Origin of the sequence: Pseudoduganella lurida (assembly GCF_007830455.1) — a bacterium.
Lineage (GTDB): Bacteria > Pseudomonadota > Gammaproteobacteria > Burkholderiales > Burkholderiaceae_D > Rugamonas > Rugamonas lurida.
On record NZ_VLLB01000001.1, the window covers coordinates 931,910 to 951,480 of the forward strand.

The window sequence follows — 19,571 nt, forward strand, 5'->3', positions numbered from 1 at the left end:
CGTTCAGACGATGAAGTCGAACAGCGACAGCCGCGACGTCTGCTGCAGCAGGCCGGACAGGGTGTAGCCGCCCGCGCCGGCACCGGTGTAGTCCGGCGTGCCGGCCGCCGTGCCGGCAGCGGCCGTGTCGAGCGCGGCCAGCGCATCGCGCTGTTCGGCCAGCGCCGCGATCTCGTCCTGCGTTTTCGCGGCGGTGGTGGCGACGGCGCCGCCATGGCCCAGCTGCTGCGCGAGGCTGGCCGCCAGCCGGTCGGCCAGGCCGTTGCCCGGTTCGGCAAACAGGTCCATCACGGCCTGCGGATCGGCGGCGATGGCGGCGTCGAGCCGCTCCGCATCGACGGCCAGCGTGCCGCCGCGCACCGTGATCCCGATCGCCGCCAGGGCCGCCGTGTCGCTCCCCTGCAGCGTGCGCGCGACCTGCGCGCTCACCTGCCCCACCACGGAATTGGTCGCCGCATCCTCGCCCTTCAGCGCGGCGAGCCCCTTCCCAAGCCCGTTGACGGCGGCGGCGAAGTCCTGCACGTTGCGGCCGATCGCCCCGGCATCGCCGCTGAGCGTGACCGTGCTGCTGCCGGGCGCCTTCAGCGTCAGCGTGACGCCGGCCACCGCGCCCGCCAACGTGTTGGAGGCGCTCCGGATGGCCTTCCCGTCGACGGTCAGCTGCGCATCGCGCGGCCCGGCCGTCTGCTTCAGTCCCGTGGGTTCCGGCGGCTGCCACGTCAGCATGTCTTCCAGCGTGGCGTCGCCGGCCACCTCGATGCGCATCGCATTCGCGGCACCCGTCTGCCCCGTCATGCGCAGCTGGTAGCCCTTCTCGCCCGGCACCACCTCCGCGTCCACGCCGGCCGCCCGCAGCTTGTCGGCGATGCCCGCCAGGCTGCTGCTGGCCCCATCGATACGCACCGTCTTCGTCGCGTCGCCCACCGACACGCGGATCACCGTGATCGCGCCGGTGCCGAGCGGCGCCGATGCGTCCTTCACGGCCGGCGCCACCAGCTGCTGCGCCTGCGCCAGCTGCTGCACCTCCACCTGGTGCGTCGCCAGGGCCGGACTGGCGCTGGTGAGCGTCACGCCGACCGCGGTGCCGGTGGCCGCGGCGCTGAACTGCATGCCGTGCGTCTTCAGCGACTTCAGCGTGGCCTGCAGCCCGTCGAGGGTCGTCGACAGCGCACCGAGGGTGGCGAGCCGCGTCGCATCCTTTTCGATGCGGCCATCGAGCACCTGCACGCCGGCGCTGCGGGCGGCGGTGCCCGACGCGCTTTTCGTGGTGGCCGTGCCTTGCAGTCCGCTGCCACCCTGCAGGTAGGCCGAGATGGGGGAATTGGCGATATTCATGGACCGATTATCGGTCGTCATGCTGTCTTCCCATTAACGGAACAGGCCGCTAAAAGAACCGCATACCGGACCTTTGACGGTCGGCATTCGTGAAGCAGCGGTATCGGAATCGTCCTCGCTGGTGTCGACTTTTCTTACATCTAGCAAATTGCTATCCACCAGGCGTCCTTGCAAATCAAGCACTTGGCGCACTGGCATTTCTTTTGCTTGACAGTCTCGCAACATACAATAAACGGGGTGTCACATGAAAGCCATCTGCCTGCGGGCCGGGCGCGCGCTCGCGGCCTGCCTGCTCTGTCTTGCCGTCGCCGGTCCCGCCGCCGCCGCGGCCATCACCTACCGCTTCGACACCCTCGGCGACGGCACGGTACTGACAGACCAGTACGCCGGCCTGCACTTCACCAATGCCACGGTGCTGGAAGCGGGCATTTCATTGAACGACGCCCTGTTCCCGCCCCGTTCCGGCAACGCCGTGCTGTTCGACGATGGCGGCCCGATCGCCGTCCTGTTCGATGCGCCGGTGCTGAGCGTGTTCGGCTACGTGACCTACTCCGAGGGCATGTCGATGCTGGCCTACGGCAGCACCGGCAACCTGCTGGCCGCCATCACGGCGCATTACATCAGCAATGTCGATGGCGGCTCCGGCGACCCGGGCAGCACGCCGAACGAGCTGCTGGGCTTTGCCAGCACCGGCGAACTGATCGCGCGCGTGGAATTCCGGTCCGCGCAGTCCGGCAATTCGTTCACGCTGGACGACCTGACCGTGACGGCCGACGCGGCCGCTGTGCCGGAACCGGGCAGCCTGGCACTGGTGCTGCCGCCCCTCGCCGTGCTGGTGTTCATGATGCGCCGGCGTGCCGGCCGGCGCCGCTGCTGAGCGCCGCAAACTTGCAGAGGCGCGGCTGTCGCGCCTTCCCCATCGATGTTCTTGCGCTGTGCGCCGCCATCGGCGCGCTTGAAGGAGTCCGGTATGCGAGTCTTCCGTCTGGCGATGTGCCTCGCCGCACTCAGCGGCGCCCTGTGCGGCGGGAGCGCGGGCGCCGGCAGCCTGGGTGCGCCTTCCCTGAGCCCGGCCAGCATCACGGCGGGCACGCCGGCCACGGTGAAGTTCACCGTCACGATCACCGATCCGAACTACGTGGCCGGCAGCGCCAACGTCCAGCGGCTGAAGGCCGACGGCACGGTGCAGGGCGTTGCCGGCCTGCTGCACGACGACGGCCGCGCCGGCGACGCCACGGCCGGCGACGGCCTCTACACGCTCGACCTGCCGCTCAACGAAACTGCCGCGGGCACGCTCCGCTTCCAGGTCTCGGCCGCCTACCGCAACGAGCCGCGGCGCACGGTGGCCGGCCCGCTCGCCGTGACGGTCGACGCGGCATCGGCCGCACCGCGCCTGGACGGGGCGGCGTTCAGCATCGGCAGCACGGCCGCCGGCACGGCGGTCACCGGCCTGGTCACCGTGGCGGTCGAAGCGGCGGCCCCGCCGGCCACGCTTGTGCTGCAGAAGATCGATGCGAACGGCGCCGTGATCGCCACCGCCGGCACGCTCCATGACGACGGCATGGAAGGCGATGCCACCGCTGGCGACAAGCTGTATTCGCTGGGCGCCACGGTCCTGGAAAACACGCCCGGCACGCTCCGCTACCGCGTGGCCGGCACCTTCCCCGGCTACGCACAGGCCGTGTATTCGAACGTGGTGAGCGTGGCGATCACGGGCACGGCCACCAGCGTGGAGATTACATCGCCGGCCGGCGGCGCCTACCTGAACACGCCCGTCGTCACCGTCTCCGGCAAGGTGGGCGATCCGGGCGCGCGGGTCACGCTCAACGGGGTGTCCGCCGTGTTGAGCGGCACCGACTTCAATGCGTCGGTGCCGCTCAACGAAGGGCCGAACACGGTCACGGCGGTGGCCACCAACAGCGGCGGCAGCACCACCACCAGCAGCATCCTGGTGACGCTGGACACCACCGCGCCGAAGGTGGAGATCTACTCGCCCGCGGCGGGCGGCACCACGGGCGCGGCCAGCGTGACCGTCAGCGGCATGGTCAACGACATCGTGGTGGGTACCGTCAATCCGCAGCAGGCCACGGTCACCGTCAACGGCATCGCCGCCGAGGTGCTGAACCGCACCTTCGTGGCGAAGGACGTGCCGCTGGCCGCCGGCAGCAACACGGTGCAGGCCACGGCCACCGACCGCGCCGGCAACCGCGCCACCACCAGCGCCACCGTCACGCGGCTGGCCGCCGGCGGCCTGCAGCTCGTCTCCGGCAACGACCAGCGCGGTGCCGCCGGCGGCGTGCTGGCCGCGCCGCTGGTGGTGCTGCTGACCGATGCGCAGGGTGCGCCCGTCGCCAACAAGCCCGTCGTGTTCCGCGTGGTGGGGCTGGACGGCACGCTGAGCGCGAACCTGCTGCCGGGAAGCGCGGCGCTGTCGGCCCTGGCCGTCAACAGCGACAGCGAGGGCAAGGCGCGCGCGTTCTACCGGCTCGGCAGCCGCGCCGGCGGCGGCAACCTGGTCGAGGCCAGTTCGGCCGCGGCGCAGGCCACCGTCGATCTCGTGGCGACCGGCACGCCGGGCGGCGCGCGGCTGATGGTGGTCGATTCGGGCAACAACCAGACGGGCGTGGTGGGCCAGGCGCTGCCCTTCCCCTTCATCGCCATCGTCACGGACGATCACAACAACCGCCTCGCCAGCATTCCCGTCACGTTCACCGTCAAGGATGGCGGCGGCGGCTTCGGCACGGCACGCGCGACCACCTGGCAGACCGCCAGCGACAGCGATGGCCGGGTGGCGGCCACGCTGTTCCTCGGGCCCGAACAGGGCGTCAACAACAATGTGGTGGAAGCCAATTTCAATGGCGGCAGCGGCTTCGCGGCGGCGTTCACGGCGAACGGCCTGGTACCGGGGCCGGCCGCGCAGACCCGCATCAGCGGCGTGGTGCTCGACAACAGCAACCAGCCGATCCCCGGCGTGACGATGCGGCTGCTGCAGATCACGCAGGGCAACCGCAGCAATATCCCGCAGGAGATGGCGCCCGCCGTGCGCACCGACGCCCAGGGCCAGTTCACGATGACGGGCGTGCCTGTCGGCGTGTTCAAGCTGATGGCCGATGGCGGCACGGCCACCCGCGACGGCGTGTGGCCGACCCTCGACTTCGACATGGTCACCGTCTCCGGCCAGAACAACACGCTGGGCATGCCCATCTTCCTGCCGGCGCTCAATCCGAACAACCGCCTGTGCGTGAGCGAGACGACCGGCGGCACGCTCACGCTGCCGGAAGTGCCGGGTTTCGCGCTGCAGATCGCGCCCGGCTCGGCCACCTTCCCGGGCGGCTCGCGCAGCGGCTGCGTGCACGTCACGCCCGTCAACATGGACAAGGTGCCGATGGCGCCCGGCTTCGGCCAGCAGCCCCGCTTCGTCGTCACCATCCAGCCCGTCGGCACGCACTTCAGTCCCGCGGCGCGCATGACCATCCCCAACGTGGACGGCCTGGCGCCGCGTGCCGTCACGGAGATGTATTCGTACGACCACGACCTGGCCAGCTTCGTGGCGATCGGCAGCGCCACCGTCAGCGCCGATGGCGCCACCATCACCTCCGACCCGGGTGCCGGCGTCATCAAGGCCGGCTGGCACTGCGGCGGCGACCCGAACACCTCCGGCTCGGCCGGCAGCTGCCCCACCTGCAAGAAATGCGAAGGCGCCAGCTGCATCGCGGACGACAGCCAGCGCCCGCCCGACCTGTGCAAGGAGTGCAAGAACGGCACGCCCGTCGACAAGTACGACAGCAGCTGGCGGGACGATGCCACGGTGGGCGCCAGCGCCAACCTGCCGGACGGGCTGAAGGACGCGCTGGAGAATGGTCTGAACCGCATCCCCGGCGTGAACATCACGCTGTCGGAAGTGAAGCTGAGCGCCTCGGGCAAGGCGAAGGACTGCTGCGATCCGGCCACCGGCAACAGCGTCCCGCTGGGCAAGAAGGAAGGCAAGGCCGCCATCGAGCTGGGCGTGAGCCTGCGCCGCGTGCAGATCTGGCCGCTGCCGCCGACGATGATCGACCGGCGCTGGGACGTGACGGTGTTCGGCGAGATCATCGAGGTGCGCATCCTGTTCCTGGCCGGCGTGTTCATCACGAGCGACCTGAAATTCGCCGGCGAGGGCGGCGTCCGGCTCGATGCCTGCGGCACGGAGAACTGCGCGTTCGGCGGGCTGGGCGCGGAAGTGAATGCGGCGCTGTCGGCCGAGGTGGCGGCCCAGGGCTGCTTCGACTCGACGGCCACGCAGCAGTACTGCTCGCCCACGATCGACGCGAAGATCACGCCGGTGGCGCTGTCGATCCAGGGCTCGCTCGGCTACAACCAGGCCAGCTGCACGGCCGGCATGTCCGGCTTTGCCAAGGTGGCCGGCGTCAAGGCCGCGCTGGAATTCAAGCTGCCGCTGCTGCCCACGCTGTCGGTCGAATACGAGATGTTCGGCGGCTTCTGCATCATCGGCAATTGCGGATGAGGGCCACCGAAGCAGCAGCCCCCGCGGCAGTCCATTCAGCAGCCCATGCAGCAGGCCACGCCGCGGGCGATGGCCGCCCCGAACGGAAGATGGAGGAAGCGCCGATGAAGTACCCGACCCATGCCCTTGCCGTCCAGCGGCAGCTGCTGGTTCCACTGTTCCTGCTGGTCCTGGCGATGGCCGGCCATGCGGGCGCCGCGCCGGCCGCCGCGCCCGAACGCGTGCTCACGCTGGCCCCGGCACCGGGCACGCCGGCACGCGGCGATACCCAGCTGCTGCTGCCGCAGCCCGCCCTCGCCGCCCGCAGTGCCGACACCAGCGCCGCGCTGCAGGCCAGTACCGCCTTCCTGGCCGCCGTCCGGGCGCGCGACTGCAATGCCGCGATGACCTACGTCGATGCCGCCGCCTACCGCCTGGGCCCGGGCGACCAGCCGGCCCACTGCCAGCGCATGTTCGCCTCCTTCGAGCGCTTCGGCGCCTTCACCGTGCAGGCACCCGTGCCCCTGTCGGGCGTCGTGCTGATCCCCCTGAAGCCGCAGGCGCCGGGCGACTGGCGCGTGCTCACCTTCCGCAAGACCGGCGAACGCTGGCTGTTCTCGGAAAGCCAGGAGCCGGGCTCGCTGGTGCCGCTGGTGCTGTCCGCCCTGCGCACCGCCAACCTGGGCGTGCAGCCCGCGCCCGCGCTGGCCAGCCTGCCGCTGCGCACCGTGGTGCTGGAAGACGGCGGCGCGCAGGGCCGGCTGGCGCTGCGCGCGCGCCTCGTCGCGGGCCCCGCCAGCACGGGGCCGACGGCGGCACTGATGGCCTACTACGCCGGCTGCATTTCCCGCGAAGGCCTGGCGCCGGGCGCGCTGGAGCGCTACCTGGCCTGCCTGCGGCCGGACCTGCGCAGCGACCTGAAATCGTCCTACGATGCCCAGCCGCCCGATCGCAGGCTGGCGCTGTACAACAGCCTGACGGCGCCGCGCACGATCGACTACGTGCTGGTCGACGGTCCCACCGCCGTGATCTTCTTTACCGAGACGGCGTCCGGCCGCCACTGGCGCGATGTGGTGCACCAGACGGCGCCGGGCAGCTTCGCGCTGGACAACCCGATGAAGTCGGGCTCCGTGGACATGGCCCTGAACGGCGAGCGCGTGCGTGCCGCCGTGCAGGCCCAGGCACGCTGAGCGGCCGTCTCCCTTCCTGGCAACCTACCAACGAGGCCCGCGATGAACCTGCGCCTTCCCCGTCTTCCGGCCCGGCTGTTGGCGGGTGCGATCCTGCTGTCCGGTGCCGCCGGCAGTGCCGGCGCGGCCCCCGCCGCCGCCGGCCTGAACGAAAACTGCGTCGTCAGCGTCCTGAACCGCAACGTGCAGGCCAAGGCGGACGGCACCTGGGTGCTGCCCAACCTGCCGGCCAACTTCGGCCGCATCCGCGCGCGTGCCACCTGCGTGCAGAACGGCGCCACCACCTACGGCCAGTCCGCCGAGTTCACCATCCCCGCAAACGGCTCGGTGACGCTGCCGCCGATCACGATCGGGCCGACGACGCCGATTCCCACCCATCTCGCCGTGAGCGTGCCCGCGCCCGTGCTGGCCACCATCGGCGCCACCACCCAGGTGCAGGCGCTGGCCACCTATCCGGACGGCAGCCAGTCCGATGTCAGTGCGGGCGGCACCAGCTACAGCATCAGCAACCCGGCCATTGCCACGATCACGGCCGGCGGCCTGGTGACGGCCGTGCGCAGCGGCACCGTCGTCATCCAGGCGCTGAAGGAAGGCACCACCGGCATCACGCAGGTGCGCGTGGCGCTGGCCGGCGCCGACAGCGATGGCGATGGCATTCCGGACGACGAGGAACTGCGCCTCGGCATGAACCCGAACAACGCGGCCGACGCGCTGCTCGACGAGGACCGGGACGGCCTCACGGCGCTCGACGAATACCGCGCCGGCAGCGATCCGCGCAACCCGGACAGCGATGGCGACGGCCTGCGCGACGGCGACGAAGTGAACTGCGCGCGCGGCTTCTGCACCAGCCCCCTGCTGGCCGACACGGACGGCGACGGCGTGCGCGACGGCACCGAGATCGCGACCGGCAGCAATCCCGCCAACCCCGCCAGCGTGAACTTCGCGGCCGCGCTGCGCACGGTGCGCGTCACGCCGGGCAGCTTCACGCTCATCGTCAACTCGCTCACCGGCAGCGCCAGCGTGCAGCTGACGGTTACCGGCACGATGATCGACGGCGTGGACATCGACCTGACCGGCACGGCGCGCCAGACGGGGTACGCCAGCAGCAACCTCGCCTCCTGCAATTTCGGCTCGCCGGACGGCCGCGTGTACGCCAGCAGCGCCGGCACCTGCGAGATCACCGTCACCAACAACGGCCACAGCGCGACGGTACAGGGCACGGTGCAGGACTTCGCGCCGGGCGCGCTGTCGTACGTGGCGATTCCCGGCCTGGCCAACGGCGTGGCGGTGGGCGGCGACTTCGCCTACGTGGCAGCCGGCGCCAGCGGCCTGCAGGTCGTGGCGCTCGGTGCCGACCGCCGCACGCCGGCCATCCTCGCATCGCTCGACCTGAACGCCAGCGCCAATGACATCACGCTGGCCGGCAATCTCGCCTACCTGGCCACCACGGGCGGGCTGAAGGTGGTGGACATCACCGATCCGGCCGCGCCGCGGCTGCTGGGCACCTTTGCCGCGGTCGGCAATGCGATGGGCGTGAAAGTGCGTGGCACCACGGCCTACGTGGCAGCCAATGGCGGCCTGACGATCGTCAGCGTGGCCAACCCGGGCGCCATGATCGGTGCCGGGTCCATCAGCCTGGGCGGCACGGCGTGGAACCTGGACCTGGACCCGACCCGCAACCTGGCCGCCGTGGCGATGGGCGCCGGCGGCCTGAAGCTGGTCGATGTCAGCAACCTGTCCGCGCCCGTGCTGCGCGGTTCGGCACCCACCGGCGACGCACGGGGCGTGGCCCTGCGCGGCAACACGGCGATCGTCGCCGACTACGCCAGCAGCATGACGTCGGTGGACATCACCGACCTGGGCGCGCCGGCCATCCTGTCGCGCACGCCGCAGTCGCTGGGCGGCCTGCTGTCGAACGTGATCCTGTCCGGGAACTTCGCACTGGGCGCGGACGTGGTGTTCGTCAACGGCGTGCCGATCGTCGACATCAGCAATCCGGCCGAGCTGCAGCCGCGCACGATCCTGAACTTCAGCGCGCGCGACGACAACGGCATGGGCATCGCGGCGGACGACAGCTACATCTACCTGGCGGCCGACCGCAACAACCTGGAACGGGGCGGCAGCAACGGCGACAGCCGCCTGTACATCGGCCAGTACCAGCCACGCGTCGACCTGGCCGGCGTGCCGCCCACCGCCAGCATCACCGCGCCGGCCAATGGCGCGCTGGTCTACGAAGGCGCGCCGCTGACGGTGACGGTCGACGCGCAGGACGACATCACGGTCGCCGCCGTGCGCTTCCTGGCCGGCGGCCAGCCCGTGTTCACCAGCACCAGCGCTCCCTACCAGTACACCTTCCCCGTCCCGGCGGGGATCTCGACCCTGGCGCTGGGCGCCATCGCGCGCGACCTGGGCGGCAACGAGGGAACGGCCGCTTCGGTAACGGTCAACGTGGTGCCCGATCCGCTGACGCAGGTGACGGGCCTGGTGACCGATGCGGACGGCACGCCGCTGGCGGGCGCCCTGGTCACCGCGCCGGGCGGGCGCACCGCCACCACCGGGGGCGACGGGCGCTTCACGATCAGCGGCGTGCCGACCGTGCTGGGCAACCTGGTGGTGCAGGCCACCTGGACGCCGGCCGGCGGCACCGCCCGCAACGGCGCTTCCATCCCGACCGCGCCGGTGCCGGGCGGCGCCACGGACGTGGGCACGATCACCGTCATCGACGTGCGCTTCGAGACGGACTACGGCACCTTCTGGACGACCAGCGACGACGATTACACGCCGCGGACGCTGCCCTTCGCCTTCCCCTTCTACGGGGTCAACGAAACCACCGGCTATGTGGGCACCAACGGCTACATCACGTTCGGCCACGGCGACGCCACCTACACGGAAGACGTGCCCGCGTTCTCCAGCCTGCGCCGCATCGCCGCCTTCTTCGACGACCTGATCGGCGGTGGAGGCGTGTGGATCAACGACCGGCTAGCCGACCGCTTCGTCGTCACCTACGACCGCACGCGCCAGTTCAGCGAAGGCGGCAGCAATACGCTGCAGATCCAGCTGTTCCGCGACGGGCGCATCGTGTTCGGCTTCCAGGGCATCACGGCGCTGCGCAGCGGTGCCATCACGGGCATCACGCCCGGCCCGAACGCGCCGTTCCGGCAGGTCGACTTCAGCGCCACGCCCACCCTCGACATCCCGGCCGGCAACGCCGTCTACGAATACTTCACGTCGGCCAGTCCGTTCGACCTGGACGGCGCCTTCGTGGTGTTCACGCCCGCGCCGGGCGGCGCCTACGCGGTGCGCACGGTGCTCCCGCCGCCCGCGCCGCCGGTGGCCAGCGTGGCCGGCGCCACCACGGTCGCCACGCAGCAGGCCGCGTCCACGCTGCTGCGCTCTCGCGCCGTGCAGGCTGCCGCCACCGCGCCGCTGAACGGCGTCACGCTGGCCGATGCGGAGGTGCGCGTCACGTCGTCGGGCAACCCGCACTACCTCGGCATGGCCAATACGGATGGCCAGGGCCGCTTCACGCTGTGGGGCGTGCCGCCGGGCGGCATCAACGTGGAGGTGCGCCGCAACGGCGTGATGCTGGCGCGCGGCACGGGCGTGGCGGTCGCGGGACCGGCCGGCGGCGCCACGCTGCAGGTGGAACTCGTGTCGCCCGAAGCGAAGCAGAAGCATTGACGGAGGCTGCCATGCACTGGAAAACCACCGCAGCGATGGTGCTGGCCACGGTGGCCGCGGGGGCCACGGCTGCCAGCCTGATCATCGATGCGTCGCTGCCGAAAAACGCCATCGGCCTGGAGCTGGGCCTGCCCGTCCACATGCAGGACGACGAGGAATACACCGCTACGCTGGAGCGCCTGCTGGAACACGGCAAGCGGGTGTTCACCGCCAACTGGACCAATGGCGAAGGGGGCGGCCGCCCGCTCACGAAAGGCAATGGCCGCGGCCTGTCGGACGTGTCGATGCCGCTGGTGGGCGGGCGCGGCTTCAACCGCATCTCCGGCCCCGATGCCAATTCCTGCATGGGCTGCCACAACCAGCCCTACGGCGTGCCGGGCGGCAGCGGCGATTTCGTCGCCAACGTGTTCGTGCAGGGCCAGCGCTTCGATTTCGCCACGTTCGAGCGGGCCGACCTGGTGCCCACGCGGGGCGCTGTCGACGAGGCCGGCCAGCCCGTGACGCTCGCCTCGATCGGCAATTCGCGCCACACGCCCGGCATGTTCGGCGCCGGCTACATCGAAATGCTGGCGCGCGAGATCACCATCGACCTGCAGCGCATCCGCGACGGCATGCGGCGCGGCGACACGCGGCCGCTCATTGCGAAGGGTATCGACTTCGGCAAGCTCACCCGCCGCGCCGACGGTTTATGGGATGTGAGCGGCGTGACGGGCCTGCCGCGCCTGTCCCTCATCACGGCCACGCCGCTCGATCCGCCCACGCTGGTGGTGCGGCCCTGGCACCAGGCCGGCAACTCGATCTCGCTGCGCGACTTCACCAACACGTCGTTCAACCACCACCACGGCATCCAGTCCACCGAGCGCTTCGGCGCCAACACGGATCCCGACGGCGACCATTTCAGCAACGAGCTGACGCGCGCGGACGTGACGGCCGCCTCGATCTTCCAGGCCACGATGGCCGTGCCGGGCCAGGTGATCCCCAACGATCCGACGATCGCGCGCGCCATCGCGCTGGGCCAGCGCCACTTCACGGCATTCGGCTGCGCCGCGTGCCACACGCCGTCGCTGCCCCTGTCGCGCAGCGGCTGGGTGTTCAGCGAGCCGGGGCCGTTCAACCCGGCCGGCAACCTGCGCGCCGGCGATGCGAGAACCGTGCGCGTTGACCTGAACGATCCGGCCCTGCCGCAGCCGCGCCTGGCGCCGCAGCATCCGGACGACCTGGTGATGCTGGTGCCCGCGTACACGGACTTCAAGCTGCACGATGTGTCCGACCCGAGCGAACCGATGCCGGCCGAGTCGCTGGACATGAACTGGCCGGTCTGGGCGCCGAAGTTTTTGGGCGGGAACCGCCGCTTCCTGACGCGGCGCCTGTGGGGCATCGCCAACTCCGGCCCCTACTTCCACCATGGCCTGTACAGCACCATGCGCGAGGCGGTGCTGGGTCATGCCGGCGAGGCGCTGGCGTCCCGCAAGGCCTTCCAGGCTGCGGACAAGGACGACCAGGCGGCGCTGATCGAATTCCTCAAATCCCTGCAGGTGCTGCCGCCGGGGACGACGAGCCTCGTCGTGGACGAGCACTACCAGCCGCGCAAGCCGCTGCGGGAGGCGGGCACGATCACGGCCGGGGCAGTGGCGGGCAACTCCCGCAAGAGCGGCGTTCAGCCCTGAAGCGTGATGAAGCCGCCGTCGATCGGATAATCCGTGCCGGTGATGAACGCGGCGTCGTCGCTGCACAGGTACAGCGCAAGCTTCGCCACCTCGTCCGGCCGGGCCATGCGGCCGATCGGCTGCGTTTTCGAGAGCTTCTCGAACATCTCGGCCTCGCGGCCCGCGTAGTTCTTCGCCAGGAAACCATCGACGAACGGCGTGTGCACGCGCCCCGGCGAGATCGAATTGCAGCGGATGCGGTCCGCCAGGCAGTCCTTCGCGACCGACAGCGTCATCGCCATCACCGCACCCTTCGCCGTGGAATACGCGAAACGCTCGCTGACGCCCACCCATGCGGCAACGGACGCCATGTTGACGATCACGCCGCCGCCATTGGCGCGCAGCCCCGGAATGCCCGCGTGCAGGCAGTTATAGACGCCTTTCACGTTCACGTCGATGACGCGGTCGAAGTCCGCCTCCGCCGTGGTATCGGCCTTGCCGATGTGGGCGATGCCGGCATTGTTGACGAGGATGTCGATCGGGCCGATCGCGTCGAACGTGGCGATCACGTCGGCCTGCCGCGTGACGTTGCAGGCGTGTGCCGTGGCTTGCCCGCCGGCGCCGCGGATTTCTTCCACCACCTCGCGCGCGGCCGCCTCGCCGATATCGAGCACCGCCACGTGTGCGCCCTGCGCCGCGAACAGCGTGGCAATGGCGCGGCCGATGCCGCTGCCTGCGCCCGTGACGACGGCGCGCTTTCCGTTCAGGTCGAACATGTCAGAGAGCTCCTGTGTTGAGGGATTCGGTGGCCGGTGCGGCCGATTCTGCAGCCGATCTTGCAGCCGACTCTGCCGCCGTGCGCTCGCCCGCCAGCACCGTGCCGGCAAACCAGGCCACCACGAGGAAGCAGGCCAGCGGCACGCCGTAGCCGTAGCGGATATCGTGCGTGACGTCGCTGACGAAGCCGAACGCCAGCGGCAGCAGCGCGCCGCCGACGATGGACATGATCAGCAGGCTGCTGCCCATCTCCGTGCTGGCGCCCGCATCGCGGATGCCCAGCGAGAAAATGGTGGGGAACATGATCGCCATGAAGAAGGCGATGCCGACGGCCGCCAGCACGGAGGTCATGCCGCCGGCCAGCATCGTCACGGCGCTCAGGGCCGCGCACAGCAGCGCGCACGCCAGTAGCAGCCGCGGCGGCGTCACGTACTTCATGGCGCAGGTGCCGGCGAAGCGCCCGACGACGAAGGCGATGCCGCAGCCCCAGCCCAGGTAATCGGCCGCAGCGATGTGCGACAGGCCTGCCGTGGTGGCGGCGAACAGGATGAAGAAGCTGAACACGCACACCTGCGCGCCCACGTAGAAGAACTGGGCGATGACAGCGCGGCGGATGGTGGCATTGCGCCAGGCGCGGCAGATGGCGGTGCGCACCGGTTCGCTGGCGCTCCGGCGCTGCGCCGGTTCCGGCAGCCGCGTGAAATAGAACACGGCGGCGATGGCGAAGATCACCAGCGCCAGCACCGTGTAAGGTCCCTTCACGCTGGCCGCCTCCGCCGCCAGCACCGCCGTGCGGGCGCTGTCCGACAGGGCGTGGAGCTGCTCGTCCGTGGCGCCCTGCACGAGGATCACGCGCGCGCCCACGATCGGCGCCAGCGCCTGCGCCAGGCCGTTGAACGACTGCGCCAGGTTCAGGCGCTGCGTGGCGCGCTCCGGGCGGCCCAGCAGCACCGCATACGGATTGGCGGCCGTCTCCAGCAGCGACAGGCCGCAGGCGATGATGAACAGGGCCGCGAGGAAAATGGCGTAGCGGTGCGTGTCGGCGGCCGGCAGGAACAGCAGCGAGCCGCCGCCGAACAGCAGCAGGCCGGTGATGATGGTGATGCGGTAGCCGGCGCGTCGCATCAGCAGGCCGGCCGGCAGCGCCATCACGAAGTAGGCGATGTACACGGCCGAATCGACTAGCGCCGCCTGCAGCACCGTCAGGCGGAAGGACTTGCGCAGGTGCGGGATCAGGATCGGATCCAGGTTGTGCACGAAGCCCCACAGGAAAAACAGCGAGGTGATCATCACGAAGGCGAATTTCGTCGAACGCCCGGTCGTCGTGTCGGCCATGTCTGCAAAGTCTCCATGTGCGGCCCGCGTACATTGCGCCGGCCTGTGTTGGTTTGCACGTCGATGGTGGCGCGCGGGGCGATGATACGTCCCGCGCGGTGCTGCGCGCTAGCCGTCGATCAGTTCCGGATCCCAGGCATGCACGGTCTGGCGCTGTTCGCCCAGCCCGGCGATCCCCAGCCGCATCGTATCGCCGGCGCGCAGGTAGACGGGATCGGGGCGCTGGCCCAGGCCCACGCCGGGCGGCGTGCCGGTGCTGATGATGTCGCCCGGGTTCAGCGTCATGAAGCGGCTGATGTAGCTGACCAGCTGCGCGACATTGAATACCATCGTGCGCGTGCTGCCCTGCTGGTAGCGCTTGCCGTTCACCTCCAGCCACATGTCGAGATCCTGCGGGTCGGGCACGTCGTCCGTCGTCACCAGCCAGGGGCCGACCGGGCCGAAGGTGTCGCAGCCCTTGCCCTTGTCCCAAGTGCCGCCCCGCTCCAGCTGGTATTCGCGCTCGGACAGGTCGTTGACCACGCAATACCCGGCCACGTAATCGAGCGCTTCATGCTCTTCCACGTAGCGGGCGCGCGCGCCGATGACGACGCCCAGCTCCACTTCCCAGTCGCTCTTCACCGAATCGCGCGGCAGCACGACGGGATCGTTGCAGCCGATGATCGCGCTGCTGGCCTTCATGAACAGCACCGGCTCGTTCGGCACGGCCATGCCCGATTCGGCCGCGTGGTCCGAATAATTCAGGCCCACGCAAATCAGCTTGCCCGTATCGGCCACGATCGGCGCGATCCTTGCCGGCGGCGCGACCGGCAACGTGCGCCAGTCCAGTGCCGCCAGCCTTGCCAGCGTCGCCTTGCCGAGATGCGCGGAGGTCAGGTCCTCGATCACTTCCGACAGGTCGCGCACCATCCCTTCCGGATCCAGCAGCCCCGGTTTCTCGTCGCCCTTCGGGCCGTAGCGCAGCAGTTTCATGTTTTCCTTGATGGTTGATGTCAATTTCTTTCTACTGTCCAGCTCGTGTCACACCATGGGGTCAGGCGTAGTGACACGAGCTCTACCGTAAGCGTGCTGCATCAGAAATCGCCTCTTTGCTGCAGCACTTTTCCCGGCAAGATGGCCTACGGCTGAGTGCGTGTCACTACGCCTGACCCCAGCATGTGACACGAGCTCGACGGTAACGGAGCATGCGGGTCGATCAGGCCATCGCGGGCCAGGGCTTGCCACACATCGGCTGGAATCGGTGCGGCAAACCACGCCGCGTTTTGCCGCAGCTGTTCGGGATTCTGGGCGCCGGGGATGCAGGAGACGACGGCCGGATGCGCCATCGGGAACTGCAGCGCGGCGGCCGGCAGCGGCACGTCGAAGTCGCGGCAGGCGGCGGCCAGCGCATCGGCACGGGCGATGACGGCGTCCGGCGCGTCCGCGTAGTCGAACTTGCGCACGCCGGCCAGGATGCCGGAGTTGAACGGGCCACCGATGACGATGCCCACGCCGCGCGCCGCGCAGTGGTCCAGCAACGCCAGCGCGCCCTGCTCCAGCAGCGTATAGCGGCCGGCCAGCAGTGCGCAGTCGATGTCGCACACGTCCAGCGCATCGGCCACCACCTCCCATTCGTTGACGCCCAGGCCGATGGCGCGCACGGCCCCTTCGTCGCGCAGGCGCAGCAAGGCGCGGAAGCCGCCGCCTTCGGTCAGCTGGTGCCAGTAGTGCGCATGGCGCGCGCCATGCGTGACGCGGCCGATATCGTGCACGTACAGGATGTCGATGCGGTCCAGTCCCAGGCGCTGCAGGCTGCCCTCGTGCGAGCGCAGGATGCCGTCATGCGTATAGTCGAACTGCGGCCGGAACGGCAGCGGCGCGGCCCACCCCGAATCGCCCGGCTGGACGGTATCATCCGGCACCATCAGCCGGCCCACCTTCGTGCTGACCACGTAGTCGTCCCGCGCCCGGTCCCGCAGCGCCGCACCTAGCCGGCGTTCCGACAGCGTGTAGCCGTAGTAAGGCGCCGTGTCGAAATAGCGGATGCCGAGCGACCAGGCCGTATCGACGATGGCACGCGCCTCCTCCTCCGCCATCGGCTGGTACAGGCCGCCCAGCTGCGCGCAGCCCAGCCCCATGCAGCCCATCGACAGGCCGCGCTGTGCCAGTGACCGTGTGCCGATCGACTCCATCTAGGCCGCCCGCAGTGGAAAACAGCCCGGCCCGGAAGGCTCGAACTGTTTATAGGTAAGGATGAATTCCTGGTGCCCCAGCGCCTCGGAACACGTCTCTTCGCCGTTGGCCACGCGCGCCACCAGCGCCACGATCTCGTCGCCCACCTGCTGCAGCGTCGCTTCCCCGGTCAGGATCCGGCCGGCGTTGACATCCATGTCCTCCGCCAGCCGTTCATAGGTGGCGGGATTGGCGCATACCTTGATCACGGGCGCCAGCGCCGAGCCCACCACCGAGCCGCGGCCCGTGGTGAACAGCGTCACATGCGCGCCGCAGGACAGCAGTTCGACGATCTCCGCGTTGTCCGAAATGTTGGGGAAGCCGAAGCGCACTTCGCCATCGGGCACCACGTCCAGCAGGTACAGCCCGCCCACCTGCGGCCGGTCGCCCGGCTTGAGGATGCCGACGATCGGCGACGCGCCGCTTTTCGCATACGCGCCCAGCGATTTTTCTTCCTGGGTCGTCAGCCCGCCATCGGCATTGCCGGGTGCGAAGCTGCCGTGGCCCAGCACCGTGTAATAGCGCGCGGCCTTGTCCACGCAGCGCACGATGGCGTCGCCCAGTGCCGGGGTGGCGGCGCGCCGCTTCATGTGGAATTCGCAGCCCACCAGTTCGCCCGTCTCCTCGAAGATGCAGGCCGCGCCGCCGGCGACCAGCCGGTCGAACGCCACGCCGACGGCCGGGTTGGCCGTGATGCCGCTGGTGCTGTCCGAGCCGCCGCAGATGGTGGCCACGATCAGCTCCTCGATCCCCATCGGCACGCGCGGCTGCGCGGCGATCGCCTCCAGGGCCCAGCGCACCCACTCCACGCCGGACGCCACGCTGGTGCGCGTGCCGCGGTTCTCCTGGATGGTGATGGCGTGCACGGGCCGGCCGCTGGCATCGACCGCATCGGCCAGGCCGCGCCGGTCGAAGCTCTCGCAGCCCAGGCCCACGACCAGCACGGCGCCCACGTTCGGATGCGTGACGAGCTGCTTCATCACGCGGTCCGCGTAGTCATTCGGATAGCAGCCGGGGAAGCCGATCAGGTGCACGGGCTGGCCCGGGAAGCTGTTGACGACCATGCGTGCCACGTGATGCGCGCACTCCACCGTGTACACCACGGCCACGAGATTGCGGATGCCCTTGCGGCCATCGGCGCGGGGGTAGCCGCTCAGCGCGGGCAGCGTCGGATCGGGCGTCGGCGTCATGGATGTCTGGTTCCGATGAAGGCATGGCCGTCGCCGGCCAGCGTGTAGGTGGGGATGTAGTCGCTGACGAGATTATGCGTGTGCAGCACGGCGCCCTGCGCCACCGGCGCCGTCACGGTGCCGATGATCGCGCCATAGCGCAGTACCTTTGTGCCGGTCGAGAGCGGCACGCGCGCCACCTTGTAGCCGAGCGGGACGGCTTCCGGCAGCGTGACGTCCGCGCCGTCGATCGCCAGCGTCTCGCCGGCCGCCAGCGGCAGGCGGGCGATCAGGCAGTTGTCTTCCGGCGCCATCAGCAGCAGGCGCGGCGCCGCGGGCGCTTCATCGGTGGGCATGCATTGTCTCCGGCTCGTCGGGCGGGCAAAAAAATCGTGCCGTGGTGCGGCATCTTGGGGTATCTTGCAGCACACTGTACGAAATATATACAGTACCGTCAACGATTTTATCGGCGCTTCGCCAAGCACTCAGCAGCTTGAGCGATCGGTGTGCGCAGCTAGTGAATTTCGTAAGCCATTTGGAAAAGAACGCAATGATTTGGCCAGACCAATTTACATAGAATGGCCGTGAGCATGCCATCCGTCCGGCATGCATCACACCGGACAGCAAAACGAGAACAGGCAGTCGCCTGACATGGAGAGAGACATGAAGACCACCGCCGCCACGCTGCTGGCCGCTGCCTGCTTCCTGCTGCCTGGCAGCACGGAAGCGAAGGAACGCAGGATCACCGTCGCGGCCGATGGCAGCGGCGACGTGCGCACGGTGCAGGAAGCCTTTGCCGCCGTGCCGGACAACAGCACCGAGCGCACCGTCATCCTGGTCAAACCGGGCGTGTACGACGGCCAGAAGATCCTCGGCAAGGACAAGCGCAACGTCACGCTGCAGGGCGAAGCGGCCGAGACGACCATCCTCACCTGGCACGTGAATACCAACGAGGAGCAGCCGGCCGGCACCGATCCACGCCACAAGGGCACCGCCCTGGTGATCCTCGCGGATGACTTCAGGGCCGACAGGCTCACCTTCCGCAACACCTCGGGCGACCATGGCCAGGCCCTCGCGCTGCGCATCGACGGCGACCGCGCCGTGGTCACCAACAGCCGCCTGCTGGGCTGGCAGGATACGGTCATGCTGAACAACGGCCGCCACTACTTCCGCGACACGTACATCGAAGGCCGCGTCGACTTCATCTACGGCAGCGCCACCGCCGTGTTCGACCGCTGCCGCATCCACAGCAAGAACGGCGGCTACGTCACGGCCGCCAGCACGCCGCCCGACCGACCGTACGGCTTCGTGTTCCTGAACAGCCGCCTGACGGGCGACCCCACGCCCTGGGTGGACCCGGACGCCAAGGCACCGTCCAAGGCTCCCAGCGCCCTTGCCTACCTCGGCCGGCCGTGGCGCCCGTACGGCAGCGTGACCTTCATCGACACGCAGATGGATGCGCACATCCGCCCCGAAGGCTGGAACAACTGGGGCAAGGCGGACAACGAGAAGACCGCCCGCTACGCCGAATACCACAGCACGGGCCCGGGCGCTAATCCGGAGCAACGGGTGGCATGGTCGAAGCAGCTGGGCGAGGCGGAAGCGCGCCAGCTCACGGTGGCCAGCATCCTGGGCGGCAGCGACCACTGGCGTCCCGAGTAGTCCCGCCCGCGCCGCGGGCCTCCCGTTTCACACAGCTTCACCGGCACGCCGAACGCGGTTGGCACCGTCACGCCCGTCGCCT

13 protein-coding genes are annotated in these 19,571 nt (G+C 69.7%); 6 read left to right on the forward strand and 7 right to left on the reverse strand.

Going from position 1 to position 19,571, the window contains the following annotated elements; translation table 11 throughout:
- Positions 1–3: 3 nt before the first annotated feature.
- Positions 4–1,356 carry a flagellar filament capping protein FliD gene (fliD, locus tag IP91_RS04070; RefSeq protein ID WP_145647466.1) on the reverse strand — a complete coding sequence of 451 codons (1,353 nt, stop codon included), beginning with the start codon at positions 1,354–1,356 and terminating at the stop codon, positions 4–6.
- Between the two features lie 223 nt (positions 1,357–1,579).
- Between fliD and IP91_RS04075 the strand changes: the two genes are divergently transcribed.
- From IP91_RS04075 to IP91_RS04095, 5 genes are all read left to right on the forward strand, one after another.
- Positions 1,580–2,212 carry a hypothetical protein gene (locus IP91_RS04075; protein WP_145647467.1) on the forward strand — a complete coding sequence of 211 codons (633 nt, stop codon included), beginning with the start codon at positions 1,580–1,582 and terminating at the stop codon, positions 2,210–2,212.
- A gap of 93 nt (positions 2,213–2,305) precedes the next feature.
- On the forward strand, positions 2,306–5,839 hold the full coding sequence (locus IP91_RS04080; protein ID WP_145647468.1) for a choice-of-anchor X domain-containing protein: 3,534 nt from the start codon (positions 2,306–2,308) through the stop codon (positions 5,837–5,839).
- Between the two features lie 104 nt (positions 5,840–5,943).
- Positions 5,944–7,008 carry a hypothetical protein gene (locus IP91_RS04085; RefSeq protein WP_145647469.1) on the forward strand — a complete coding sequence of 355 codons (1,065 nt, stop codon included), beginning with the start codon at positions 5,944–5,946 and terminating at the stop codon, positions 7,006–7,008.
- A 42-nt stretch (positions 7,009–7,050) separates the two neighbouring features.
- A complete protein-coding gene (locus tag IP91_RS04090; RefSeq protein WP_145647470.1) occupies positions 7,051–10,689 on the forward strand; it encodes a carboxypeptidase regulatory-like domain-containing protein in 3,639 nt (1,212 codons plus the stop codon).
- Positions 10,690–10,700: 11 nt separating this feature from the next.
- Complete coding sequence (locus IP91_RS04095) at positions 10,701–12,356, forward strand: di-heme oxidoredictase family protein (RefSeq protein WP_145647471.1); 1,656 nt, start codon at positions 10,701–10,703, stop codon at positions 12,354–12,356.
- On the opposite strand, the gene IP91_RS04100 is transcribed toward IP91_RS04095, so the two are convergent.
- The 6 genes from IP91_RS04100 to IP91_RS04125 form a co-directional block, all read right to left on the reverse strand.
- Positions 12,347–13,111 carry an SDR family NAD(P)-dependent oxidoreductase gene (locus tag IP91_RS04100; RefSeq protein WP_145647472.1) on the reverse strand — a complete coding sequence of 255 codons (765 nt, stop codon included), beginning with the start codon at positions 13,109–13,111 and terminating at the stop codon, positions 12,347–12,349. The genes IP91_RS04095 and IP91_RS04100 overlap by 10 nt on opposite strands.
- A gap of 1 nt (position 13,112) precedes the next feature.
- Complete coding sequence (gene fucP / locus IP91_RS04105; protein WP_145647473.1) at positions 13,113–14,447, reverse strand: L-fucose:H+ symporter permease; 1,335 nt, start codon at positions 14,445–14,447, stop codon at positions 13,113–13,115.
- Between the two features lie 108 nt (positions 14,448–14,555).
- Positions 14,556–15,419, reverse strand: a complete 864-nt coding sequence (locus IP91_RS04110; protein ID WP_145647474.1) for a fumarylacetoacetate hydrolase family protein — start codon at positions 15,417–15,419, stop codon at positions 14,556–14,558.
- A gap of 146 nt (positions 15,420–15,565) precedes the next feature.
- Positions 15,566–16,618 carry an aldo/keto reductase gene (locus IP91_RS04115; RefSeq protein ID WP_145647475.1) on the reverse strand — a complete coding sequence of 351 codons (1,053 nt, stop codon included), beginning with the start codon at positions 16,616–16,618 and terminating at the stop codon, positions 15,566–15,568.
- Positions 16,619–17,848, reverse strand: a complete 1,230-nt coding sequence (locus tag IP91_RS04120) for a UxaA family hydrolase (RefSeq protein WP_145647476.1) — start codon at positions 17,846–17,848, stop codon at positions 16,619–16,621. It abuts the gene before it with no gap.
- The gene (locus IP91_RS04125) at positions 17,845–18,183 is read right to left on the reverse strand and encodes a UxaA family hydrolase (RefSeq protein ID WP_145647477.1); all 339 of its coding nucleotides are present in this window, start codon (positions 18,181–18,183) and stop codon (positions 17,845–17,847) included. The genes IP91_RS04120 and IP91_RS04125 overlap by 4 nt, the downstream gene beginning before the upstream one ends.
- A gap of 307 nt (positions 18,184–18,490) precedes the next feature.
- Here IP91_RS04125 and IP91_RS04130 point away from each other — a divergent pair, with 307 nt between their 5' ends.
- Entirely contained in the window at positions 18,491–19,489 is a 999-nt protein-coding gene (locus tag IP91_RS04130) for a pectinesterase family protein (RefSeq protein WP_145647478.1), read from the forward strand.
- Positions 19,490–19,571 lie beyond the last annotated feature (82 nt).